This window comes from Providencia sp. PROV223 (genome assembly GCF_028479245.1).
Classification (GTDB): domain Bacteria; phylum Pseudomonadota; class Gammaproteobacteria; order Enterobacterales; family Enterobacteriaceae; genus Providencia; species Providencia rettgeri.
In genome coordinates, this window is sequence record NZ_JAMPNG010000015.1 from 1 (window position 1) to 25,202 (window position 25,202).

The 25,202-nt window shown below is 39.0% G+C and carries 24 protein-coding genes and 1 other annotated feature; of the genes, 13 read left to right on the forward strand and 11 right to left on the reverse strand.

The genetic code is table 11. From position 1 onward, the window contains the following. Positions 1–136: 136 nt before the first annotated feature. Entirely contained in the window at positions 137–673 is a 537-nt protein-coding gene (gene yjjX, locus PR767_RS15685) for an inosine/xanthosine triphosphatase (protein ID WP_004914743.1), read from the reverse strand. A gap of 52 nt (positions 674–725) precedes the next feature. On the opposite strand from yjjX, the gene gpmB reads away from it, so the two are divergent. Continuing rightward, positions 726–1,373 carry a 2,3-diphosphoglycerate-dependent phosphoglycerate mutase GpmB gene (gene gpmB, locus PR767_RS15690; RefSeq protein WP_102138956.1) on the forward strand — a complete coding sequence of 216 codons (648 nt, stop codon included), beginning with the start codon at positions 726–728 and terminating at the stop codon, positions 1,371–1,373. Positions 1,374–1,416: 43 nt separating this feature from the next. On the opposite strand, the gene robA is transcribed toward gpmB, so the two are convergent. Beyond that, positions 1,417–2,331 (reverse strand): MDR efflux pump AcrAB transcriptional activator RobA, encoded by a 915-nt coding sequence (gene robA, locus PR767_RS15695; protein ID WP_004914738.1) that lies wholly within the window; start codon positions 2,329–2,331, stop codon positions 1,417–1,419. Positions 2,332–2,516: 185 nt separating this feature from the next. Between robA and creA the strand changes: the two genes are divergently transcribed. Then, a complete protein-coding gene (gene creA, locus PR767_RS15700) occupies positions 2,517–2,993 on the forward strand; it encodes a protein CreA (RefSeq protein ID WP_004914737.1) in 477 nt (158 codons plus the stop codon). Positions 2,994–3,112: 119 nt separating this feature from the next. On the opposite strand, the gene arcA is transcribed toward creA, so the two are convergent. Beyond that, complete coding sequence (gene arcA / locus PR767_RS15705; protein WP_004905684.1) at positions 3,113–3,829, reverse strand: two-component system response regulator ArcA; 717 nt, start codon at positions 3,827–3,829, stop codon at positions 3,113–3,115. 1,078 nt (positions 3,830–4,907) lie between these two features. Here arcA and thrL point away from each other — a divergent pair. The 4 genes from thrL (at position 4,908) to thrC (ending at position 9,752) form a co-directional block, all read left to right on the forward strand. Beyond that, a complete protein-coding gene (gene thrL, locus PR767_RS21280; protein WP_071548816.1) occupies positions 4,908–4,976 on the forward strand; it encodes a thr operon leader peptide in 69 nt (22 codons plus the stop codon). Continuing rightward, positions 4,915–5,036, forward strand: a sequence feature (Thr leader region). (Overlaps the previous gene by 62 nt.) Before the next feature lie 24 nt (positions 5,037–5,060). Next, positions 5,061–7,520 (forward strand): bifunctional aspartate kinase/homoserine dehydrogenase I, encoded by a 2,460-nt coding sequence (gene thrA, locus PR767_RS15710; protein ID WP_109911987.1) that lies wholly within the window; start codon positions 5,061–5,063, stop codon positions 7,518–7,520. A 3-nt stretch (positions 7,521–7,523) separates the two neighbouring features. Next, positions 7,524–8,453, forward strand: a complete 930-nt coding sequence (gene thrB / locus PR767_RS15715) for a homoserine kinase (RefSeq protein WP_109911848.1) — start codon at positions 7,524–7,526, stop codon at positions 8,451–8,453. 3 nt (positions 8,454–8,456) lie between these two features. Then, positions 8,457–9,752, forward strand: a complete 1,296-nt coding sequence (gene thrC / locus PR767_RS15720; protein ID WP_109911849.1) for a threonine synthase — start codon at positions 8,457–8,459, stop codon at positions 9,750–9,752. A 126-nt stretch (positions 9,753–9,878) separates the two neighbouring features. Here thrC and PR767_RS15725 read toward each other — a convergent pair whose 3' ends face one another. The 5 genes from PR767_RS15725 to PR767_RS15745 form a co-directional block, all read right to left on the reverse strand. Next, entirely contained in the window at positions 9,879–10,493 is a 615-nt protein-coding gene (locus PR767_RS15725; RefSeq protein ID WP_272520586.1) for a hypothetical protein, read from the reverse strand. Positions 10,494–10,549: 56 nt separating this feature from the next. Next, a complete protein-coding gene (locus PR767_RS15730; protein ID WP_272520587.1) occupies positions 10,550–10,765 on the reverse strand; it encodes a hypothetical protein in 216 nt (71 codons plus the stop codon). 215 nt (positions 10,766–10,980) lie between these two features. Next, complete coding sequence (locus tag PR767_RS15735) at positions 10,981–11,448, reverse strand: hypothetical protein (protein ID WP_109911850.1); 468 nt, start codon at positions 11,446–11,448, stop codon at positions 10,981–10,983. A 114-nt stretch (positions 11,449–11,562) separates the two neighbouring features. Continuing rightward, positions 11,563–12,948, reverse strand: a complete 1,386-nt coding sequence (locus PR767_RS15740; protein ID WP_272520588.1) for a Cu(+)/Ag(+) sensor histidine kinase — start codon at positions 12,946–12,948, stop codon at positions 11,563–11,565. Next, the gene (locus tag PR767_RS15745) at positions 12,941–13,624 is read right to left on the reverse strand and encodes a heavy metal response regulator transcription factor (protein WP_109911851.1); all 684 of its coding nucleotides are present in this window, start codon (positions 13,622–13,624) and stop codon (positions 12,941–12,943) included. Before PR767_RS15745 ends, PR767_RS15740 begins: the two co-directional genes overlap by 8 nt. 154 nt (positions 13,625–13,778) lie before the next feature. Between PR767_RS15745 and PR767_RS15750 the strand changes: the two genes are divergently transcribed. The 5 genes from PR767_RS15750 to PR767_RS15770 are packed head-to-tail and all read left to right on the forward strand — an operon-like array spanning position 13,779 to position 20,414. Then, positions 13,779–15,173, forward strand: coding sequence for an efflux transporter outer membrane subunit (locus PR767_RS15750; protein ID WP_109911852.1), 1,395 nt, complete (start codon positions 13,779–13,781; stop codon positions 15,171–15,173). A gap of 8 nt (positions 15,174–15,181) precedes the next feature. After that, entirely contained in the window at positions 15,182–15,523 is a 342-nt protein-coding gene (locus PR767_RS15755; protein WP_227024219.1) for a copper-binding protein, read from the forward strand. Positions 15,524–15,540: 17 nt separating this feature from the next. Beyond that, a complete protein-coding gene (locus tag PR767_RS15760; protein WP_123382505.1) occupies positions 15,541–16,809 on the forward strand; it encodes an efflux RND transporter periplasmic adaptor subunit in 1,269 nt (422 codons plus the stop codon). 3 nt (positions 16,810–16,812) lie between these two features. Then, entirely contained in the window at positions 16,813–19,950 is a 3,138-nt protein-coding gene (locus PR767_RS15765; RefSeq protein WP_272520589.1) for an efflux RND transporter permease subunit, read from the forward strand. A 41-nt stretch (positions 19,951–19,991) separates the two neighbouring features. Further along, positions 19,992–20,414, forward strand: coding sequence for a DUF411 domain-containing protein (locus PR767_RS15770; protein ID WP_042851912.1), 423 nt, complete (start codon positions 19,992–19,994; stop codon positions 20,412–20,414). Positions 20,415–20,465: 51 nt separating this feature from the next. Here PR767_RS15770 and PR767_RS15775 read toward each other — a convergent pair whose 3' ends face one another. Then, a complete protein-coding gene (locus PR767_RS15775) occupies positions 20,466–21,455 on the reverse strand; it encodes an aldo/keto reductase (RefSeq protein ID WP_004914707.1) in 990 nt (329 codons plus the stop codon). Positions 21,456–21,646: 191 nt separating this feature from the next. Further along, positions 21,647–22,423: a peroxide stress protein YaaA gene (gene yaaA / locus PR767_RS15780; protein WP_109911856.1), complete on the reverse strand. Its 777-nt coding sequence runs from the start codon at positions 22,421–22,423 to the stop codon at positions 21,647–21,649. A 384-nt stretch (positions 22,424–22,807) separates the two neighbouring features. On the opposite strand from yaaA, the gene tal reads away from it, so the two are divergent. Together tal and mog are read left to right on the forward strand one after the other, a co-directional pair. After that, positions 22,808–23,761, forward strand: coding sequence for a transaldolase (gene tal, locus PR767_RS15785; protein ID WP_004914703.1), 954 nt, complete (start codon positions 22,808–22,810; stop codon positions 23,759–23,761). Positions 23,762–23,952: 191 nt separating this feature from the next. Then, entirely contained in the window at positions 23,953–24,534 is a 582-nt protein-coding gene (gene mog, locus PR767_RS15790; protein WP_004914701.1) for a molybdopterin adenylyltransferase, read from the forward strand. 79 nt (positions 24,535–24,613) lie between these two features. Here mog and satP read toward each other — a convergent pair whose 3' ends face one another. Beyond that, positions 24,614–25,180 (reverse strand): acetate uptake transporter, encoded by a 567-nt coding sequence (gene satP, locus PR767_RS15795; protein ID WP_004905651.1) that lies wholly within the window; start codon positions 25,178–25,180, stop codon positions 24,614–24,616. Positions 25,181–25,202: the final 22 nt, after the last annotated feature.

Here is a 25,202-nt window from a genome sequence, read left to right on the forward strand (position 1 = left end):
CAATTCGAACTATTTAGTGTATTGGTATTGGTCATATTTCAAATAAATAGGCACAAAAAAAGTATGGTTTCCCATACTTTAGTGTGAAAAGAGTAGTGTTTAATCGCACATGCAATTTTAATTATTTTAAGTATAATTAATCTTCTACTTGGTTTAGCTCTTTATAAATTTCATGCTTAATGGGAACCAAGGCCAATATCAAGGCTTGTTGGTAAACACTGGTGCGAGTTAATACCCCGTCAGTGAAAAAACCAATGGCACCACCTTGTTGTTTGATATTATCGATGCCTGTTAAAAAGGCCATTTCATCACCGAGTTCACGGCCTTCACGAATACCCGCCAGAATTTTTTCTGGGATCATAATACTGGCAGAGCGAGACTCACCGCGTATTTGCTTATGCTCAATCACTATCCAAGCAAATGTCATATCGTCTTCGATACCCGCTTCAATACCAACCCAAAAATCCGCTTCAGGGCGAACTTGCCGAGAGGCCATGACGCGCTGTCTAGCCCCAGTACGGGTTTCATTATTACCGATAGGTTGCTGTGGAACGCTGCTATCGACATTAATATCTTCAATTTGATAACTGCCAGCCCCAAAAACAGCATCGAAAGCAAGATGGATCGCTTTAATTTTGGCAGGATTAGTCGTTGCAGCTATAACTTGGTACATTAATTATTTTCCTTTGAACACATACTTCGAAAAGTAATAACGGAACACATCTATGTTACAGGTTTATCTTGTTCGCCATGGCGAAACTGAATGGAATTTAGCTCGTCGCATCCAGGGACAATCCGATAGCCCTCTGACCGCCACTGGACGACTGCAAGCAAGGCAGGTGGCTGAGAGGATAAAGTCAGAAGGCATTACCCATATTATCACTAGTGATATGGGACGCACACTGGAAACTGCACAAATAATTGCAAGTGTATGCGGGTGTGAAATTACCACAGAACCGCGTCTACGTGAACTAAATATGGGCGTTCTTGAGCAAAGAGCAATAGAGTCGTTAACGCCAGAGGAAGAACAGTGGCGTAAAAGCTTAATTGATGGCACTCGTGGAGGACGAATTCCAGAGGGTGAATCGATGGAGGAGCTATATACACGCATGTTTGCAGCACTAAATAGTTGTTTAGATTTGCCTGAAGGGAGTCGCCCACTGATTGTTAGTCATGGTATTGCGTTAAGTACGTTAATTAGCCGTATTATGGGGGTTCCTGCCTATTCAGAACGCCGCTTGCGTTTACGTAATTGTTCACTATCTCGTGTTGATTACCAAAACAGCCCATGGTTGGCGAATGGTTGGATAGTTGAAACAGCTGGTGAGGTGACACACTTGTCGCAGCCTGCTCTCGATGAACAGCAAGGTTAACGATTTAGAAAAAGGAGTTTCAACAAACTGAAACTCCTCTACTTTAAGGTGTTGCGGTCGAACCTGTTTTGATTGGGACATAATAATCAAAGGTATCGATATGTGTTTTTGGGTCATCATTTTCTGGGGTGATATGACGTAAATCGATATTTTTTAATCGATAATGTTCGATGTCATAACCAGGACGACGCGTTAAATTCAGCTTAGGCAGATATACACCATAAATTTGGTATAAAAACTCTTGTAATGCATCTCGAGTTGGTGTGCCGTTGAACGAAAATTTAACATAATGACCACTTGGCAACGTTAAACTTGTGTATTGGTCAGTGTTAAAACTTGCATCTTCGGGTCTTACCGCAGTGGTATAAAACACCGTTTGTTCATCTTCTTTTTCTGGATTATGAATGGCATGGTGCAAGCCAAAAACTTCTGACGCAATAGTCGTCGTATTATCCAAATAGTAGTGCCAAAATGTCTGGCGCATTTGCGAACAGGCCGTTGACCACTCTTCTAACGCATAAGAACAACTTTGTTCCAAGCCAACCAGCTCTTGCGCTGGCATTTGCAAGAATTCATGTTCAATATTCGTGTGATTATCTAAAATAATCGGTGGGCAAATTCCTGCTGCACACCATTCTTCACTTCGGCGGTAAAAAGCAGGGGTTAGGTTAAATTGCTTTTTAAAGGCTCGAGTAAAAGTTTGTTGCGAATCAAAACGATACTGTAACGCAATATCAAGAATTGGTCGGCTTGTTAGCCGCAATGCCACAGCTGCACGAGAAAGCCTTCTGGCTCGAATATAAGCACCAATCGCTTGGTCAGTCACCTCTTTGAACATTCGTTGTAAATGCCATTTAGAGTAGCCAGCTTTTGCTGCAACATTATCCAGTGAGAGTGGTTTGTCTAGGTTGTCATCTATCCAGCGAAGCAAGTCGCGAATAATATTAGTTTGATCCATGTATATCCCCAGCCAATGCGACTTATAGAACAGATATAATCTATCAATGAATTGCTATTCTATATCAAGTTATCTTTTTCGTTTATAGTAAATGAGTTGTATTTGATAATTAGTTAAGAAAGTGAATAATAAGTCTCGTTTTACTACGAAGTTTTACCGATTTTTAGTTGAATAGGGAATTCAGTATGCGTCGTTCCAGATTAAAAAATATCGTACTTGCAGCATTATTATCAGTGTTGCCGGGCATCACATTTGCTGAAGAAATTGGTTCAGTCGATACTGTTTTTAAAATTTTCGGCCCTGACCATAAAATTGTCGTTGAAGCATTTGATGACCCCGATGTTGAGAATGTGACTTGTTATTTAAGCCGTTCAAAAACAGGGGGAATCAAAGGTGGCTTAGGTTTAGCAGAAGATACTTCTGATGCTGCAATTTCATGCCAGCAAGTTGGGCCGATTGAGTTAAATGACCGTGTCAAACGCAAACCAACGAAAGGGCAGGTTGTTTTTCAAAAACGAACATCTTTAGTTTTCAAGAAATTGCAAGTTGTACGCTTTTATGATCCTAAGCGTAATGCATTAATTTATTTGACTTATTCAGATAAAATGATCGACGGTTCACCAAAGAATGCGTTAAGTGCGGTACCAATTATGCCTTGGTAATCACAAAAAAACGGTTGAGTCGCTATACTCGCAATAAAAATAGCTCGCAAATAAAAAATCCGTTGCCTGAAAGACAACGGATTTCGATAACCAGTAAATAATTAGCTTTCTAATTATTCTTATTCGTCTAAATCACCACAGAAACGATAGCCTTCACCGTGGATGGTAGCGATAATTTCTGGTGTGTCAGGTGTCGATTCAAAATGTTTACGAATACGACGGATCGTTACGTCAACAGTTCTGTCGTGTGGTTTTAATTCACGGCCAGTCATTTTCTTCAGCAGGTCTGCACGAGTCTGAATTTTTCCTGGGTTTTCACAGAAATGCAGCATCGCACGGAATTCACTACGGGGTAATTTGTAGTGCTCACCGGCAGGGCTGACTAATGAACGGCTGTTGATGTCTAATTCCCAACCATTAAACTTATAGCTTTCCACTAAACGACGCTCTTCCGTACCACCCGCTAAATTCATTGTACGGGACAGTAAATTGCGCGCACGAATAGTCAGTTCGCGTGGGTTAAATGGTTTAGTGATATAGTCATCAGCACCAATTTCAAGGCCAAGGATTTTATCGACTTCGTTATCACGTCCTGTTAGGAACATTAACGCAATGCTTTCTTGTTCACGAAGCTCACGAGCAAGTAATAAACCGTTTTTTCCTGGTAAATTAATATCCATGATGACTAAATTGATGTCGTGCTCAGAGAGAACGTTATTCATCTCTTCGCCATCAGTTGCCTCATGAACCACATAGCCTTCCGCTTCAAAGATGCTTTTAAGCGTATTGCGTGTGACAATTTCATCTTCAACAATCAAAATGTGTGGGGTCTGCATAGTTGCTACCTAAAGTATTAAAATAAAAATACTGAACTCACAAGCCGTTTCCAGTTAGGTGGTTATTGATATTGTTCTCTGGAAAAAACGTTTATGAGTATAAATTTGTTTTGAAATTCAACAGTGACATTATGTTGCCATTTTAGGCAAAAGACTTTAACTGCAAGTCAAAATGTAAGCACTTTCCCAATATTGTACTGTTAACAGCAATATAACAGCTAATACTGCATTTACCACCTAAAAAACTAACTTTTGTTGATACATATCAAAATCAATTGTAGCACGTTAACAAAAATTGTTAGGCAGATAATTATATAAATTAATGCGGTGTTTAGGAATCAGATAGCGTCTAAAAAAGGGGAGTAGTTGATGCATAGGGTATGCTTCGGCTTGGTATCAATGAACATAGTCTTCAATGAGTTAAATATACCATTATAAATAATGTTTAATTTGTGACTTACCTCCAATTTCGAAATGTTATTTTGCTACAGAAAAAGGTGAAAAATTTATCTTGCTAGAGATAACGGGGTGTAAATATTTAGTTTGTGATTTTTTGTTTCATTTAATTAGGAAAAATACTTATTTTATTTTGCTGTGACTATTTTTTAACAATTTCATAGCATTTGTTTGTAATTTAAACGAATGAAAAAATCATAAAATTAAGTATCAATACTGACTTGTGTAATGGTGCCTATGTATTGATGAACATGGGGCAAATGATAAGAAATATAGCTGCTAAATGCATTGATTAAGTGGGTCATTGTTGTTCATATTTTCATTTTGATTTTCTTCACAAGAAATCGCTAAAGGCTATCTGTTTTGCCTATTTAATAGGCAATTTCATTTCTGGCTAGGTAAAAAATTATTTAACTTAAAATTTAAGTTTTTTTGGTTTTTAATACCATCATTGGTGTGATAGGTATCTTTTTGTGAATGTGTTTTTCGCGCTGATAGATAATTTATCAAATAAAAAAAGAGTTTTAAAAGGGATGTTTTGCAAATAAATTTGACAAAATATACCAATTGCTTTAACCGTATAGGGAGAAACTTAAAAGAATCTAAGAGACAGACAGAATCTATGCGTAATATCAGCCTGACTATTATTATTACCACCACCACCGTAACCACAGGAAACGGGGCGGGCTGACGCATCCAAAAAATAAAAATGAAAAAGCCCGCATACTTAACCGATGCGGGCTTTTTTTTGGTGTTAATTCAGGAGAGAAATACCATGCGTGTGCTTAAATTTGGCGGTACTTCGGTTGCAAATGACGAACGAGTACTGAATGTTGCCGACATCGCTGAAAGTAAACTAGCAGATGGACAAGTGGCTTTGGTGTTATCCGCGCCAGCAAAAATCACTAACCATCTGGTTGCTATGATTGAAAAAACGGTTGCAGGACAAGATGTCATCACGCATGTTAATGATGCTGAAATGATTTTTGCTAACCTTTTAAAAGGATTAAAAGAAAAACAACCCGGTTTTGAATATGACCGTTTAAAAAAATTGACAGAGCAAGAATTCGCACAAATCAAACAAGTACTGCATGGTATTACTCTTCTCGGACAATGTCCTGACAGCATTAACGCAGCCATTATCTGCCGTGGCGAGAAACTCTCTATCGCCATTATGGAGTCGGTGCTAAAAGCACGCGGCCATAATGTGACTGTAATTAACCCTGTAGAGAGCTTACTCGCGAAAGGCCATTACCTTGAGTCTACCGTTGATATAAATGAGTCAACAAAACGCATTGCTGATTTAAATATACCGAAAGATCATTTTGTCTTAATGGCGGGCTTCACTGCAGGTAATGACAAAGGTGAATTAGTGGTATTAGGTCGTAATGGGTCTGATTATTCAGCTGCAGTTTTAGCGGCATGCTTACGGGCTGATTGTTGTGAAATCTGGACTGATGTAGATGGGGTTTATACTTGTGACCCGCGTTTAGTACCCGATGCACGCTTGTTGAAAGGTATGTCATATCAGGAGGCCATGGAGTTATCCTACTTTGGTGCCAAAGTTCTCCATCCTCGTACCATCGCCCCAATTGCTCAATTCCAAATCCCTTGCCTGATAAAAAATACCACTAACTTAAGCGCTCCGGGGACTTTAATTGGTGATGGTCAAACTGACGATAGCACACCAGTGAAAGGGATCACCAACCTGAATAACATGGCGATGATTAACGTATCTGGCCCCGGTATGAAGGGAATGGTGGGTATGGCTGCACGCATTTTCTCAGTCATGTCTCGTAAAGGGATCTCGGTCGTCCTGATCACGCAGTCTTCATCAGAATACAGTATTAGCTTTTGTGTCCCGCAAAATGAATTAGTGAGAGCACGTGCCGCACTGGAAGAAGAGTTTTACTTAGAGCTGAAAGATGGCGTACTTGATCCTCTGGATGTGATGGAGCAGTTGGCGATTATTTCAGTTGTGGGTGACGGCATGCGCACGTTGAAAGGCATTTCCGCGCGTTTCTTCTCCGCTTTAACTCGCGGTAACATAAACATTGTCGCTATCGCACAGGGGTCTTCCGAACGCTCTATTTCTGCTGTTATTGCCAACGAGTCAGCCACAACGGCGGTACGCTTATGTCACCAAATGCTATTTAATGCGGAACAAGTTATCGAGGCCTTTATCATTGGTGTTGGTGGCGTTGGTAATGCATTAATTGAGCAAATTCACCGCCAGCAACAATGGTTAAAACAAAAGCATATTGATTTGCGTGTATGTGGTATTGCTAATTCACGGGCAATGTTAACGGATATGCAAGGGATTGATTTAGATAACTGGAAAGCGGAGCTAGCGGAAGCGAAAGAGCCATTTAGTTTAAGCCGTTTAATTCGCTTAGAGCGTGAATACCATTTCTTGAACCCTGTCATTATTGACTGCACATCAAATCAGGAAATTGCAGAGCAGTATGTCAATTTCTTGAAAGATGGCTTTAATGTAGTCACACCAAATAAAAAAGCCAATACTTTGTCGATGGATTACTACCATCAGTTACGTGCGGCAAGTGAAACATCGAAACGTAAATTCCTCTATGACACTAACGTAGGCGCGGGCTTGCCGGTTATTGAGAACCTGCAAAATTTATTGAATGCAGGGGATGAACTGGTTCATTTCAGCGGAATTTTATCCGGTTCTTTATCATTCATCTTTGGTAAGTTAGACGAAGGCATGTCTTTATCCGAAGCCACAACACTCGCTAAAGAAAAAGGTTTTACGGAGCCAGACCCTCGTGATGATTTATCGGGTATGGATGTGGCGCGTAAATTGTTAATTTTAGCCCGTGAAGCAGGTTATGACTTAGAGTTACAAGATATTGAAATTGAACCTGTTTTACCAACGGATTTTGACAGTAGTGGCGCAGTGCCTGAATTTATGGCACGCCTACCACAATTGGATGAACAATTTGCGCAACGTATAAAAGCCGCAGAAGCAGAACAAAAAGTGTTACGCTATGTTGGATTGATTGAAGAAGGACGCTGTCAGGTTAAGATTGTTGCCGTAGATGGTAATGACCCTCTCTTCAAAGTTAAAAATGGCGAAAACGCACTAGCTTTCTATACACGCTATTACCAACCAATTCCTTTAGTATTAAGAGGTTATGGCGCAGGTAATGATGTTACTGCGGCTGGTGTATTTGCGGATATGCTGCGTACCCTTTCATGGAAATTGGGAGTTTAATAAGTGATTAAAGTTTATGCACCGGCTTCAATTGGTAATGTGAGCGTCGGGTTTGATGTCCTAGGGGCAGCAGTTTCGCCTGCAGACGGTTCACTATTAGGTGATTGTGTAACAGTTGAAGCGGCAGACACCTTTTCGTTGACGAATAAAGGCAAATTCGTTGCTAAACTTCCGAAAAAGAATGAGCACAATATTGTTTACCAATGTTGGCAGCTGTTTTGTGAGCGTCTTGGTCAGCCATTAAATGTTGCGATGACGCTTGAAAAAAATATGCCAATTGGTTCAGGGCTCGGTTCTAGTGCCTGCTCTGTTGTCGCCGCATTGATGGCGCTAAACGAATTTGCAGAGAAACCATTTGATGATACCCAACTGCTTGGCATGATGGGGGAACTGGAAGGGCGTATTTCTGGTAGTGTGCATTATGATAATGTCGCACCGTGTTTTTTAGGTGGTTTACAACTGATTATCGAGCAAAATGGTATTATTTCACAGCCTGTACCTGCATTTGAAAATTGGTATTGGGTTATGGCCTATCCAGGAATTAAAGTATCAACAGCGGAAGCACGTGCGATCCTGCCTGATAGCTACCCACGTCACGACATTGTAAACCATGGTCGATACTTATCAGGGTTCATTCATGCATGTCATACAAACCAGCCGTTACTTGCAGCAACGATGATCCAAGATGTTGTTGCTGAGCCTTATCGTACACAACTATTACCGGGTTTTGCGGCAGCGCGCCAGAACGCAAAAGAAATAGGTGCATTGGCGTGTGGTATCTCTGGCTCTGGGCCAACACTATTTGCTATTTGCGATGAGAAACATATCGCTGAAAATATGGCGAGCTACTTGCAACAACATTATATTCAGAATGATGAAGGCTTTGTGCATATCTGCCGTTTGGATCTGGCCGGGGCAAGGACAATAGGGTAAATAATGAAACTGTATAATTTAAAAGATAACAATGAACAAGTAAGTTTTGCGCAAGCGGTTAAGCAAGGGTTAGGGAAGCAACAAGGCTTATTCTTTCCCCAAGATCTGCCTGAATTTAGTGCGGCTGAAATCGACGAATTATTAAAATTAGATTTTGTCACACGTAGCAGCCGTATTTTAAGTGCTTTTATTGGTGATGAAATTCCATCAGAAGAGCTAGCAGCGAGAGTTAAAGCCGCATTTGCTTTTCCTGCGCCAGTTTCTAAAGTTGAAGATGATGTTGCAACGTTGGAGCTATATCATGGGCCAACCCTCGCATTTAAAGACTTCGGTGGCCGCTTTATGGCTCAGGCGTTAGGTCAAGTCGCTGGTGAGCAACCTGTGACCATTTTGACGGCAACTTCAGGGGATACCGGAGCGGCAGTCGCTCACGCATTCTATCGTCTTAATAACGTGCAAGTTGTTATTCTCTATCCAGAAGGGAAAATCAGCCCGCTGCAAGAAAAACTCTTTTGTACACTGGGTGAAAATATTCATACGGTTGCGATTAAAGATGACTTCGATGCGTGTCAGGCATTAGTAAAACAGTCATTTGATGACGAAGAGTTGAAAAAGGCGCTGTACTTAAATTCAGCGAATTCGATCAATATCAGTCGTTTACTTGCTCAGATCTGCTATTACTTTGAAGCGGTCGCGCAGATCCCAGCAGAAAAACGCGATCAACTAGTGATCTCGGTTCCGAGTGGGAACTTTGGGGATCTTACGGCAGGTTTATTAGCCAAAGCAATGGGCTTACCTGTCAAACGCTTTATTGCAGCGACTAACGTAAATGATACTGTGCCGCGTTACCTTGTTGATGGACAATGGAAACCAAAGCAAACTGTGGCTACATTATCGAATGCCATGGATGTTAGTCAGCCGAACAACTGGCCTCGTATTGAGGAGTTATTCCGCCGTAAAGGTTGGTCCCTTGATGAATTAGGCCATGGGGTTGTGAGTGATGAAGTGACTAAAGAAACAGTACGTGAATTAGATAAAAAAGGATATTTATCTGAGCCACATGCTGCGGTTGCTTATCGTGTGCTGCGTGACCAGTTGCAAGAAGGCGAATACGGGCTGTTTTTAGGTACGGCACATCCAGCTAAGTTTAAGGAAAGTGTTGAAGAGATCCTTAATAAAGCCATACCTTTACCAAAAGAGTTAGCTGAGCGTGCAGAGCTACCGCTACTTTCACACTTTTTACCATCTGACTTTACCCAATTACGCACATTTTTAATGAAATTAGCACCTAAGCAATAAAGAATATGTGGATATGAAAAACGGAAGCAGAAGCTTCCGTTTTTAATGATAAGACCATTTATTGTTAAGGTAATTATATGGTTTCATATTGCCACATCACTTATTCACAGCTAATGAATTTGCCTATTAGAGTGTACTGATGCCGTCGAGGCCATCTCTACCACCATCTGAACCACCGCGTCCCCCTTTACCGCCTTGGCTGCCATTGCCACCATTGCCGCCATTTCCACCTCCAGAACCATTTCCACCATTGCCGCCATTCCCACCATTACTTCCCCCATTCCCCCCGTTTCCTCCATTCCCATTCATTGTGCCATTGCCGCCATTACCACCATTGCCGGTTCCATCACCATTTCCCCCATGGCCACCGTCACCACCGGTAACACTACCATGGCCACCATTTCCACCGTTACTACCGTTGCCGTTATTTGAACCTGTTCCGCCATTTCCACCATTTTGACCATCACCACCTTGCCCGGCCTGACCACCTAATCCACCTTGACCATGACTTCCATTTTGGCCATGATTTCCGTTTTGCCCATGGCTTGCAAAGCTAAGGATCTTAGAATAATAATATTGACCATTTAATATCGAACATATTTTATTATTAACGTCATTAATAATAAGTTCATTTTTTAATGAACAGTTAGATGTAGTATTAAATAAGGAATGAGAATAACTTGAGATGGAATAAGAGCTAATTAATAACAGACTTAATGAAATGCAAACCTTATGATTCATGTATTTCTCCTTTCCCCCTCCAAAAAGAAGGGGGAGAAATTTAATATTGAGATAAATTAATGACCATGTCCGCCATTGCCGCCGTTACCACCATTGCCACCATGACCACCGTTGCCACCATTACCACCATTACCACCGTTTCCACCATTATGTAGTGAATATTCGGCAGAAAAATTCATTATATTTTTTGATGATAATTGAGACTCTAAGGAAGTTGCAGATGCTAGTGTTGAAAATAATAATGATGCGATAATAATAGATGCTTTGTACATAATAAATCCTCATTGGAAAGTTTAAATGAATGTGTACTGCAAGTGAATTGTAATTCACAGATTCGAATAATCAATAAAGGATTTATTTATTTAGGTAATAAAAAATGTAATAGGGTAAATCATTATAATAAGCTTTAAACTTACTATAATGATTTTCCGATTAAAATAGACTTTTGTTTTATTTAATTGAACTAAATAATTTTATTTAAAACTAATTATTTGTTATCTTTTGATATTTTCATGATTTCATTTTGAATTGGTGCCGAAGAGCTATTTTTATTGAAACTTAGCATAGTAATAGCCTTCTCACTTTCATTCATATCGGAAAATAATTTAGCCGTTTTTACTATCGGTTTTTTATAGTTAGGTGATTGCTTTTGATGGCGGCTGATCATATTCAGTATTACTGGAGATGTGTTATTTTGAGTAAAATTCAATGCAGTAGCAGCTTGAGTATGTTCATCTAATTGAAGAAATGACTGAGGTGAGTTAATTATATTATTGCCAGAAATACCCGCTTGCTTTAAATGGTTATTAATCGATTTTAGATTGGAATAAGAGGTATTATTTTCAGTGAAACTGAGAGCAGTTGCTGCATTATAATGAATTTCTTTTTCTGTTTGAGCTGCTGTTACATGTGTTGTTACAGCAGAAATCGCTAAAGCAAAAATAATTTTTTTCATTGTGAATCCTTATTAAGTTAAATAATTTATCTTATAACTATAATAAGGCTTTATTTCTGTCTGAATACTGACAACAAAATGACAAAATTGCCATTTATAATGAAATTTTTAATTTTATTTTATAGGTAAAAATATAGTGAAACGTGTTGAAAAATCATCTGATGTTACAGTGATCCTGCCTTTATGTGCTGATACAATCGATTTGACGATAGCTAATCCGATACCGCTTCCTTCATTTTTTCGTTGTCTTGATTTATCCACGCGATAAAACCTATCAAAAAGTTTAGCTAAATGTTCTTCTGGTATTTTTATACCAGGGTTGCTGATGATTAATTCAACTCCCTCTTTTACATTTGAAATATTAATACTGATAGAATCGCCTTTTGGGGTATAGCGGATAGCATTTGAGATTAAGTTAGTAATCGCTCTCCTTAACATGTCTTTATCGGCCATAATAGAGGTTGTTTCACCAATCAGCTTGAGTTTTATTTCATTCTCTTCTGCGAGATATTCAAAATAATCAAATATAAGCTCTATTTCAGTTTTAATATTAATCATTTTTTTCTCTGGAATAAGCCTATTATCATCTGCTTGAGCAAGAAAAAGCATGTCAGATATCATTCGTGATAGACGGTTATATTCTTCCAAATTAGAATATAACACCTCAACTAGCTCTTCTTTACTGCGGTTTTTACTCAGAGATATTTGAGTTTCAGTCATTAAATTAGTAATTGGCGTACGCATTTCATGGGCAATATCTGCAGAGAAATTCGTTTGCCTTACAAAAACATCTTCAATCTTTACTAACATCTGATTAAATGATTTAGTTAATTGCTTTAATTCATTAGGCACAGAGTCAGGGTCTAAACGAACACTTAAATTTTCAGAGGTTACATTCTTTATTTCATCGCTAACTTCTTTAAGTGGCTTGAGGCCTTTGATAACTAAAAAATAAACAACTGCAATAGTAAATAAACACAGTAAAATCGCACTGATTATCAGGTTATATATGAGAGAGCTAAGATAATTATGATGAAAATTAAGAGAAAGAGCCGTTACTAGGCGGTATTGCTGTATATCATTGGAGCGATATACCTTAATTTTACTTTCGGCTAATCGATAACTTTCAAGATATTGATCCGCATTATCTTTAGTCGAGTCATAATTTTTTAGGCGAGAAATGAGGTCTACAGTTGCATTTGAGGAAGTCAGGACATTCCCATTTTGATCTATGAGGTAGACAACCAAATCTTGGTGTTCATTCAAAATAGTTCTGATACGTGAAAATTGTTCATCTTGTGAGTTAGTTTTTTCACTTAATAAACTGCGAATAGTGAGATTTATTTGGCTCAATGTATATTCATCTTGCTGTTTGAAATGTAACATAACTGAATTGATCATGATCGAGCTAAATAATAATAAAGCGAGGGAGAGGGTAATACTGATTAAAACAATAAGACGAATTGAAATAGAGACAGGAGATCGAAATAACTTAATCATTTTCAGGGATCTCAAGTAAATAGCCCATTCCTCTGATGGTATGAATCAATTTAGGTTCATAGCCTTGATCTATTTTAGCTCTCAGTCTTTTGACTGCAACATCAATGACATTGGTATCACTATCAAAATTCATATCCCAAACTTTTGAGGCTATTAGAGAACGAGAAAGAACTTCACCTTGGTGAAGAATAAAAAATTCCAATAAAGAAAACTCTTTACTGGTGAGTATAATTTTATCATTTTCACGGGTAACGCGCCGTTTGATCAGATCAACATGCAAATTAGCGATGGTAAATTGTGTTTTTTGGATGCTGTTATTGCCTCTGCGCAATAAAGTTCTCACTCGGGCAAGTAGCTCAGAAAAATCAAATGGTTTAACGAGATAATCGTCAGCACCTAACTCTAACCCTTTGACTCGATGTTCAACATTACCTAAAGCAGTAAGCATGAGTATTGGTGTATTTTTTCCTACACTGCGTAATTTTTTTGCAATCTCCCAGCCGTTAATATCCGGCAACATCACATCAAGAATAATTAAATCATAGTCTTCAGTTGTGGCCATATGCAGGCCTGTAATGCCATTTTCGATTGCATCAACAATAAACCCGGACTCACTTAAGCCTTTAGATAAGTATTCTCTCGTTTTATGTTCATCTTCAACAATAAGTAATTTCATCTTAGACCTAGCAGACAGGTAAACAATACTGCCATTCTAAGCACTACAGTAACGAAATGTAAAATGACAAATTTGTCATTTTCATGTCATGAATCTAACAGTTGTTCTTTTTTACTATAGCCTCAATTTTAATCACTAGAGGCATGGCTATACCATGTATTCCCCAAAAATATTAATTATAGCTTATGCCTTAATTTTGACGGGTTGTGTTTCGCTAGCCCCTGAATATCAACGTCCTAATCTTAATGTACCTCATCAATTCAGTAGCAATATTCCTGATGCAGTAAAGCAGTCTCAAATAGAATTATCGATTCCTAGTTGGGACCAATTTATTCAAGATCCACAAATGAAAAGAGCGATAGAAATTGCGCTTAACAAAAACAGTGATTTATATCTTGCTGCGTTAGATGTAGAAGAAGCTCGTGTGCGTTTTGGGTTAGCGGAAGCTGAAAAATATCCTCAAGTTAATTCATCAATGAGTGCTGACTACAGCCAATCATTAGAGTCTGGCACATCGTTCAATAAGAAATATAGTGCGGGTATTGATATCAGCTATGAACTGGATTTTTTTGGACGTATTAAAAATTTATCTGATGCAGATAAAGCAAAATTTATCGCTTCTCAAGAGATGAACCGTGCGACACAAATTATAACAATCAAAACGGTAGCAGAAGCGTATTTAGATGTGGTGTATAACCAAAAACTATTATTAATTGCACAAGAGACGAAACAAAGCTACCTCAATAGTCAATCGATAGTAATACAAAAAGTGGCGGCAGGAAAAGCGGGGCTATCAGACTTAGAACAAGCTAAAGGACAAGTTCAGTCTATTTCTATTAATATCGAAAAAATTGAAAGTGAAATTGCAAAAAATGAAAATTTACTGAATTTTTTGACGAATGATTATGTAACAAAGATAAACTCAGAGTTAGGGCACTACGAACCGAATTATCCCTTGATTACAACACCTTCAAATATTCCCTCTGAAATATTATTAAAACGCCCAGATATTATGGCAGCGGAACAAAATATTGTTTCTGAGAATGCCAATATTGGTGTAGCGAGAGCTGCTTTTTTTCCTTCAATTTCCTTTAATACGGGTATCGCAAATAATAACGAGTCTTTAACTGGGCTATTTGATTCTTCAAATGGTATCTGGAATTTTATTCCTAAAATCACGTTACCTATTTTTACTGGAGGATCAAATAGCCGAAATTTAGAGTTGGCAAATATTAGAAAAAATAAAGCGATTGCTAATTATGAAAAAAGCATTCAGGTGGCGTTTCGTGAAGTGAAAGATGCCCTAGTGATCAAATCGAGTTTAGAAAAACAACTTATATCCCAAGAGCAATATGTCAACACGCTGCAAAACGTCTTAATACAGAAACAAGCTAGTTATCGATATGGTGGCTTGAGCTATCTCGATGTTCTTGAAGCACAGCGTAGCTTATTTACCGAACAGCAAAATTTATTGATGTTGAAAATAGAACAGCAGAAGAATGAAATAAATTTATTCTCTGCACTAGGTGGCGGATTAATAAAATCATGAGGGTAACAATGAAAAAATTAAATACGGTATTTTTTGCAATTTCAATGGCGATGTTAGCAGCAACTGGCTATGCAAGCGGCGCTGAACATAACCACTCTATTTATCCAGAAAAAGTCGCAGAACCGACAATCAATACGGAAGGAAAGCTCATTTCGATTGATAAAGAGAACAAGAAATTAACGATTAACCATAAAGAAATTGAAAGTATTGGCTGGCCACCAATGACTATGCGTTTTACTTATGAAAATGAAAATATGATCAACGGTTTACAAGAAAATGATGAATTAAAATTTTCCTTTGTACAACAAGGTAATCTTTCAATGTTGAAATCCATCGAAAAGATAAACTAAATAGGTAGAGAGATGTTATGTCATTAGTTAACCTGACCAAATTGCTATTGGTAATTATTTTATCGAGCGTTATTTCAATTTTATTTTATCGTTATTTTTTCGTTGTAGAAAATAATAGCCAATCAGTTGAAAAACAAGAACGCACCGTATTGTATTGGTATGACCCAATGTATCCCAATACTAAATTTGATCAACCAGGAAAATCCCCATTTATGGACATGGACCTTGTTCCTAAATATGCGGATGAAAACTTGGCTTCAGCGGATAGCAAAGGAATAACAATTAACCCAACACAGACACAAAATTTAGGGCTTAAAACGGTGGATGTAAAGTGGGGAAAATTAAACTATGACTTAACATTTCCAGCTGAAATTGTGTTTAATGATCACCAATTTGCGATCGTACAAGCACGAGAAAATGGTTTTGTTGAAAAAGTTTATCCATTCACAGTCGGTGAGAGGATCCAAAAAGGCGTTCCTATTGCGGAGCTAACGATCCCAGCATGGGTTGAAGCACAAAGCGAATATCTCGCACTTAAGCAAATGAATGCGAGCCAACAAGATCTTAATAGCGTCATTGAGCGTTTACGTTTAAATGGCATGCCAGAAGGTGCGCTTTCCCAGTTTATTAAAACAGGAAAAGTGCAAACACGTTTTACCGTTCAAGCCCCTATTTCTGGGGTAATTACTGCACTTAATTTGCGCTTAGGGATGAACGTATCCAAAGAAGTCGTTATTGCACAAATTCAAGGAACAGATCCATTGTGGATTAATGCATCTGTTCCTCAGTCAGTTGCTGAATTACTTAATCAACAAACACAATTTACAGTTTCTATTCCTGCCTACCCTTCGCAGTTATTTAATGTAAAAAACTGGTTGATATTACCCAGTGCAGATCAAGCAAGTCGTACAATTAATATTCGTACAGAAATTGCGGATCCTAACCATTTATTAAAACCGGGTATGACTGCATATTTAAATCTAGTTGCAGAAGGTAAGGAAAGTTTGTTGATCCCATCACAAGCCATTGTGGATTCAGGGAAAGAACAGCATGTTATTGCTGTTGGTGAGAATGGTGAATTTATTCCGAAAAGGGTGCGAGTGCTGAGTGAATCCCAACAAATGACGGCAATATCTGAAGGCTTACAAGTGGGCGAGCATATAGTGACTCAGGGGATTTTCCTAATTGATTCTGAAGCGAATATTGCCGGGGCATTAGCCAAGATGGAAGCGCTTCCCGAACCATCGGCGTCATCTAATCATTCATCACATAAATCTCAGGAGTAGAGTATGTTGGAATGGATTATAAGACGCTCAGTTGCTAACCGGTTTTTAGTGCTAATGGGGGTCGTATTTTTAGTTATTGCGGGTATTTGGAGTATTCGCAGTACTCCTGTTGATGCATTACCTGACTTATCTGATGTACAAGTGATCATCAAAACCACTTACCCAGGGCAAGCGCCACAATTGGTCGAAAACCAAGTCACATACCCGATAACAACCACAATGTTATCTGTGCCGGGAGCAAAAACGGTGCGTGGTTTTTCTGCCTTTGGCGACTCATATGTTTATGTTATTTTTGAAGATAATACAGATTTATACTGGGCTCGTTCACGAGTTTTAGAATATTTAAACCAAGTCCAAAACCAATTACCTAAAGGTGCAGTGGCATCCATTGGACCTGATGCAACAGGTGTTGGTTGGGTTTTTGAATATGCTTTAGTGGATAAAACGGGAAAGCATAATTTAGCGGAACTGCGTTCATTACAAGATTGGTTTTTGAAATATGAATTGAAGGCGTTGCCAAATGTTTCAGAAGTTGCAACCGTTGGCGGTGTGGTTAAATCTTACCAAATCTTAGTTGACCCACTCAAACTTAGCCAATTTTCAGTGACATTACCTGAAATAAAACAGGCAGTTGAAATGGCTAACCAAGAAGCGGGTGGGTCATCGATTGAAATTGCTGAAGCTGAATATATGGTTAGAGCAAGTGGCTACCTTCAATCTATTGATGACTTTAATAAAATCTACCTAAAAACCTCGGAAAATGGCGTCCCCATTTACTTACAAGATGTGGCTCGAATACAGGAAGGGCCCGAAATGCGCCGTGGGGTTGCAGAGCTAAATGGAGAAGGCGAGGTCGTGGGTGGTATTATCTTGCTTCGTTCAGGTGAAAATGCACGTAATGTGATTCATGATGTAAAACAGAAGCTTGAAGATTTAAGTGCTAGCTTGCCGGAAGGCATCGAAATTATCACGACTTATGATAGAAGTATTCTTATTGATAACGCGATTGATAATTTAAGTTATAAGTTACTGGAAGAATTTATTGTTGTCGCATTAGTGTGTGCTGTTTTTTTATGGCATTTCCGTTCTGCTCTCGTGGCTATTCTTTCCTTGCCTCTTGGATTATTTATTGCCTTTATCGTCATGCGCTACCAAGGAATAAATGCAAATATTATGTCATTAGGGGGTATTGCAATTGCGATCGGAGCCATGGTGGATGCTGCCATTGTTATGATAGAAAATGCACATAAAAAATTAGAAAAGTGGCAGCATGAAAATGAAGGTAAAGTCATTGATAATGCCCAGCGTTGGAAAGTTATTACGGACTCGGCTGTTGAGGTTGGACCCGCATTATTTATCAGCTTATTAATTATCACATTGTCTTTTATTCCTATCTTTACGTTAGAAGGGCAAGAAGGCCGTTTATTCGGTCCACTCGCATTTACAAAAACCTATGCCATGGCGGGGGCTGCAGCGTTAGCATTAATTGTTATTCCAATTCTAATGGGGTATTGGATCCGCGGTAATATTCCAAATGAAAATAAAAACCCACTGAATCGTTGGTTGATTTCACTCTACAGCCCTATTTTAACTAAGGTATTGGCATGGCCAAAAACAACTTTGTTAATTGGTTTCTTATCTTTATTTACCGTGATATGGCCATTAAAACATTTAGGTGGTGAATTTCTTCCTGCGATTAATGAAGGTGACTTACTTTATATGCCCTCAACGTTACCGGGGGTTTCTCCTGCACAAGCAGCATTTTTACTACAAAATACAGATAAGTTAATCAAAACTATTCCTGAGGTGGATACGGTATTTGGAAAAGTCGGTAAAGCTGAAACAGCTACGGATTCAGCCCCGATGGAAATGATTGAAACAACGATACGTTTGAAGCCGCAAACACAGTGGCGAGAAGGTATGACTCTCGAAAAAATTATTGATGAGCTTGATGAAACGGTGCGTTTACCTGGAGTTGCGAACTTATGGGTTCCTCCTATTCGCAATCGTATTGATATGTTATCTACGGGAGTCAAAAGCCCTATAGGTATCAAAGTATCCGGCAGAGATCTCGAAGAAATTGATGCATTAGCCCAAGAAATTGAAAAAGTCACCAAATCGGTGCCTGGAGTTGTTTCTGTTTTAGCCGAGCGATTGGTTGGTGGGCGCTATATTGATGTCAAAATTGATAGAGAAAAAGCAGCTCGTTTTGGTATGAGCATCAGTGACGTACAAGTTTATATTTCAATGGCGACTGGCGGGGAAATGGTTGGGGAAACGGTTGAAGGGATTGAGCGTTATCCAATTAGCATAAGATATCCTCAAGATTACCGAAATAGTGTATCTGCGATGAAATTGTTGCCAATTTTAACGCCGAGTAAACAGCAAATTGTGCTTAGTGATGTTGCGGATGTATTCGTGAATATGGGCGCTCCAATGTTGAAAACTGAGAATGCAAGACCGACTAGTTGGATTTATATTGATGCGCGCGATCGCGATATGGTCTCTGTTATTAAAGATATTGATGCAGCAATAAAAGATAACATCCAAATGAAGCCGGGTCTTAGCTATTCCTTTACGGGGCAATTCGAATTACTTGAAAGGGCTAATCAAAAGTTAATGTTAATGGTTCCCGCTACCATCATGATTATTTTTGTCTTGCTTTATTTAGCATTCAGACGATTTAGTGAAGCTTTGCTGATTTTATTAAGCTTACCTTTTGCTTTGGTTGGGGCTATTTGGTTCCTTTACTGGATGAACTTTAATTTATCGGTTGCGACAGGAACTGGATTTATTGCATTAGCAGGTGTAGCCGCTGAATTTGGTGTGGTAATGTTGATTTATTTACGCCATGCAATCGAAGATAAAGAAAAACAGCAAGGAATAAGCAGCTTATCAGATCAAGATTTAGACCGTGCATTATATGAAGGCGCTGTTTTACGAGTTCGTCCTAAAGCCATGACGGTTGCTGTAATTTTAGCGGGCTTATTACCCATATTACTTGGAACAGGCGTTGGTTCGGAAGTGATGAGCCGTATTGCGGCGCCGATGATTGGCGGCATGATCACCGCACCGTTATTATCCCTATTTATTATTCCTGCAGCTTATAAATTAATCTGCCAGTTACGTCATAATAAATAATGATGAATATTCACCATGACTATTTTGAAGGTAAATTAAAAATGAAAAAATTAATGTTGAGTGGAATGTTATTACTGTCATTTTCGGCATTTTCTCAAAGCCAGAGCGTGCAATTGTATAAAGATGCAAATTGCGGTTGCTGTGAATTGTGGGGAGAAGGGGTTAAAAAAGCGGGATATAACGTTGAAGTGAACGAAATTAGTTATGATGAATTAAATCAACTCAATGATGAATTGAAGGTCCCTTATAACTTACGCAGCTGCCACATAGCGAAATACAAAGGCAAAGTGATTGTTGGGCATGTTCCTGTGAGTAGCCTTGATGCGATTGATGCTTTACCGGCAGATGTGGTGGGAATTTCTGTTCCGGGCATGCCAATTGGTAGCCTAGGTATGGAGCAGCCAGATGGCCGTACTCAGCCTTATTCTGTGGTGCAGTTTAAAGCAAATGGGGAATATCGTTAATTAAGCTGTATTTCAGTAAGTTGCAGGATTTCCTGCAACTTGTGTATTTCATTAGCTTTCTAATATTAATTCGATAGCTTTGAGCTCTTCTTGCGTAAAATTACGATTTTTTAGGATCCCCATCGCATCATCAATTTGGCTGATACGGCTTGCTCCGATGAGCACTGAAGTGATCCTATCATGTCTCAGTAACCATGCTAAGGCCATTTGGTTTAGCTTCTGTCCTCTTTTTACCGCCAGCTCGTTCAGCTGTTTAACCTTTGATAAAACGTTGGATGTGAGTCTTTCTGGCGGTAAAGAAGGATTACCCGCAGCGCGTGAATCCGCAGGAATACCATTAAGATAGCGATCGGTTAAAATTCCACCTGCTAACGGAGAGTATGCGATAGAGCCGACACCTTCTTCTTCCAGTAAATCAAGTAAATCTTCTTCAGGAGTGCGTTCTAGCATGGAATATCTAGGTTGGTGAATCAGGCAAGGGGTTCCTAATTCATTGAGAATATTAATGGCTTCTTTAGCTAAATTTGTTGGGTAATTAGAAATTCCCACATACAGAGCTTTTCCTTGGCGAACAATGAGATCTAGTGCTCCCATAGTTTCTTCTAATGGAGTATTGGGGTCAGGTCGATGATGATAAAAGATATCTACATAATCTAAACCCATGCGTTTCAAACTTTGATTTAGGCTTGCAACCAAATATTTTTTACTTCCCCAGTCGCCATAAGGGCCATCCCACATAGTGAAACCGGCTTTCGATGAAATGATCATTTCATCACGATAAGGCAGAAAATCCTGTTGCATGATCCTGCCAAATGTACTTTCGGCAGATCCTGGCGGTGGCCCATAATTATTCGCAAGATCGAAATGGGTGATCCCAAGGTCAAAAGCGTGGCGAAGCATGGCTTGGCAATTATCAAAGGGTTTGTTATCGCCAAAGTTGTGCCATAACCCTAATGAAATCAGTGGTAAGCGTAATCCGCTACGGCCACATAAACGATATTCCATTTCAGTATAGCGTTTTGATGATGCGACATAAGGCATACTTCACCTCCAAAATAGTGGGTAAAACTCAATTTATACTGTCATAAAGCTAAAAAGTAGGCTGAGGAATCAATGCTAATTCGTGCTTAGCAAGAAGGTTTATGAGTAAATTGTGATTGAGCCCGAAAAAAGAATGAAGTATTTTGAAATACGTGGGTATCTGCTGTGCGCCAGTCCCCACGTTTTGTGCATTAAGCTTGCTCTGGGCGAGTAAATATCAACTCGTTACCTTTAGATTGGCTTTCATCGAACTGATAGCCTTCTAAATTAAAATCAGCCAGTTGGTCTGTTTTCGTTAATTTATTTTGGATAATAAAACGGCTCATTAAACCTCGAGCTTTTTTTGCATAAAAACTGATAACTTTATATTTACCATTTTTTTCATCCAAGAAAATAGGCTTGATAATTTGGCCATCCAGTTTTTTTGTATTCACTGATTTGAAATATTCATCTGAGGCAAGATTGACTAATATTGGGTCTTTTTGCTCGGCTAATGCATGATTTAATTGCTTGGTGATAATGTCTCCCCAAAACTCATATAAATCTTTTCCACGGGTATTTTTTAAACGAATTCCCATTTCTAAGCGATAAGGCTGCATTAAATCTAGCGGTCTTAAAACACCATAAAGGCCTGATAATATACGTAAATGGGATTGAGCAAACTCAAAATCGTTTTGAGAAAACGTTTCTGCTTGCATACCCGTATATACATCACCTTTGAAGGCGAGGATCGCTTGGCGTGCATTTTCTGGGGTAAAGTCCGCATGCCATTCTGCAAAACGAGCGGCATTGAGCCCTGCAAGTTTGTCACTAATTTTCATTAAACTGGCGATATCCGCGGGGGTTAACTTACGACAGACATTAATTAATTTTTGAGACTCAGAGAGTAACTCAGGCTGAGTAAATTGCTGTGTTGCAAGTGGGCTTTCGTAGTCTAATGTTTTTGCAGGTGAAATTGTAATAAGCATGACTTGACCCTTAATAAAGAATGATACTGCTTACTTTAGCAAAAATTCTGCCTAATTGGCTAATTGATACGATAAGCCAAACCAATATTATTCTTTATTACAATAACAGCACGATATAACTTGCTAAAAGGATTCAGTTTCTAATTGGCTAGCGAAATCGATTGCCAATCAAATAGTTGCTTTTGACTAGATTTACTTGCTTGCAGCAATATGGATGCATGATATTATCTGTAGACGGTGCGGCGATAGCCACAATTCCTTTATAATACGCAAAGTAATTCAAGTTGCAGTTTGTTAGCCAACACCACAAGAGTCGCAAGAATTGTAGGTAGCCAACACCGCTACAACTTGGAATATGACGGGTATAACAACGAGATTAAAGAAATGACCGATAAACTAACCTCATTACGTAGTCTGACAACTGTTGTTGCTGATACTGGCGACATCGAAGCAATGAAGCTTTACAAGCCACAAGACGCGACCACAAATCCATCGCTGATCTTAAATGCTGCACAAATTCCTGAGTACCGTAAATTAATTGATGAAGCGGTAGAATGGGCACGTAAGCAAAGCAATAATCGCGAGCAACAAATTGTTGATGCTTGTGACAAGCTGGCTGTTAATATCGGTCTGGAAATTCTGAAATTAGTTCCGGGTCGTATTTCTACTGAAGTTGATGCGCGCCTTTCTTATGATGAAGAAGCTTGTATTGCTAAAGCGCGTCACTTAATCAAAATGTACAACGATGCAGGCATCAGTAATGACCGTATTCTGATTAAACTGGCTTCGACTTGGCAGGGTATCCGTGCTGCAGAGAAACTGGAAAAAGAAGGCATTAACTGTAACCTGACTTTATTATTCTCTTTTGCTCAAGCACGTGCTTGTGCGGAAGCGGGTGTATACCTGATCTCTCCATTTGTGGGTCGTATTCTTGACTGGTACAAAGCGAATACAGATAAGAAAGAATTCGCGCCACATGAAGATCCAGGTGTGGTTTCTGTTACTGAAATCTACAACTACTACAAAGCTCACGGTTATAAAACTGTGGTAATGGGCGCAAGCTTCCGTAATGTGGGTGAAATCATTGAATTAGCCGGTTGTGACCGCTTAACTATCTCTCCAGGATTATTGAAAGAGCTGTCAGAATCACAAGGTGAATTAGTACGTAAACTGACAGATTCAGGTAAAACTCAAGAGCCAGGCGCTAAGTTGACGGAAGCAGAGTTCTACTGGCAGCACAATCAAGATCCAATGGCGGTTGATAAACTGTCTGATGGTATTCGTAAGTTTGCAGTAGACCAAGAGAAACTGGAAAAAATGATTGCAGATTTACTGTAATTTATTTCGTTTTTTCTTTAAAACCCAGCCGGTTGGTTGGGTTTTTTTATATCCATTTTTCATTGAGTTAGTTCTCAATTTGAAGATAAAAACACCTCGACACTGTATGCAGTCGTTCATCATGATATGATATCGCTCCTGTTTATTCTTAAGTGAACAGTTTTTGATTGAATAATTTCTTTGAGGTTTGTATGGATGAATTGCGCATAGGTCTGGTTTCTGTTTCTGATCGTGCTTCGAGCGGTATTTATGAAGACAAAGGTATTCCTGCACTAGAAGAGTGGTTAGCAAAAACGCTGACAACACCTTTTCGCATCGAAACTCGCCTGATCCCTGATGAGCAAATCATGATAGAGCAAACATTATGTGAGCTGGTGGATGAATTTGCTTGCCATTTAGTCCTAACTACCGGGGGCACAGGCCCCGCTCGTCGCGATGTTACACCTGACGCAACCCTCGCGATTGCAGACCGTGAGATGCCGGGGTTTGGCGAACAAATGCGCCAAATTAGCCTAAAGTTCGTGCCTACTGCGATATTATCACGCCAAGTTGGAGTAATACGCAATCAGGCTCTGATTTTAAATTTACCAGGGCAGCCTAAAGCAATTGCGGAAACTCTGGAAGGCTTAAAGGACAAAGAAGGGAATGTAGTCGTTTCTGGTATTTTCGCCAGTGTTCCTTATTGTATTCAATTGCTTGATGGCCCATATGTGGAAACAGACCCTACGGTTGTGAAGGCATTTAGACCTAAATCAGCAATTCGTTCTGAGTAGTATTTCAATATAATCAGGTGAGCATTGACTCACCTGATTAATAATATTTAATGCATAAAATCACATGCGTTAGTCAAACTTAACCACGTTGACCAATCGGTAATACAGTTTTGCCATATTGCTCATTTAAGATTTCCGCAACCGCTAAATAAAATGCGCTAGCACCACAGATAATTCCTTCAAAACCTGCAAATTTTAGTAATGCCGCATTTCCCGTAATATTACCAATCGCTAATAAAGCGAATAATACAGTTAAGCTACCAAAGACAAATTGCAAAACAAAATTAGCTTTGAATGTTCCCAAGAACATAAAAAAGGTAAAAATTCCCCAAATAGCGAGGAAAACACCTAAAAACTCAGGTGAAGTTGCTTCAGCTAATCCCATTGAAGGTAAAAATAATAGACCAACTAATGCAATCCAAAACATCCCGTAAGAAGTAAATGCGGTTGCACCGAATGTATTGCCTTTTTTGTATTCAATCAGGCCCGCAATAAATTGAGCAATACCACCATAAAAAATGCCCATACTTAAAATAACGGATGAAAGAGGGAAAAAACCTGCGTTATGAATGTTTAGCAGGATGGTTGTCATACCAAAGCCTAGTAAACCAAGTGGGCCTGGATTTGCAAGAGAGCTAGACTGCATATAACCTCTGGTAAAATATATA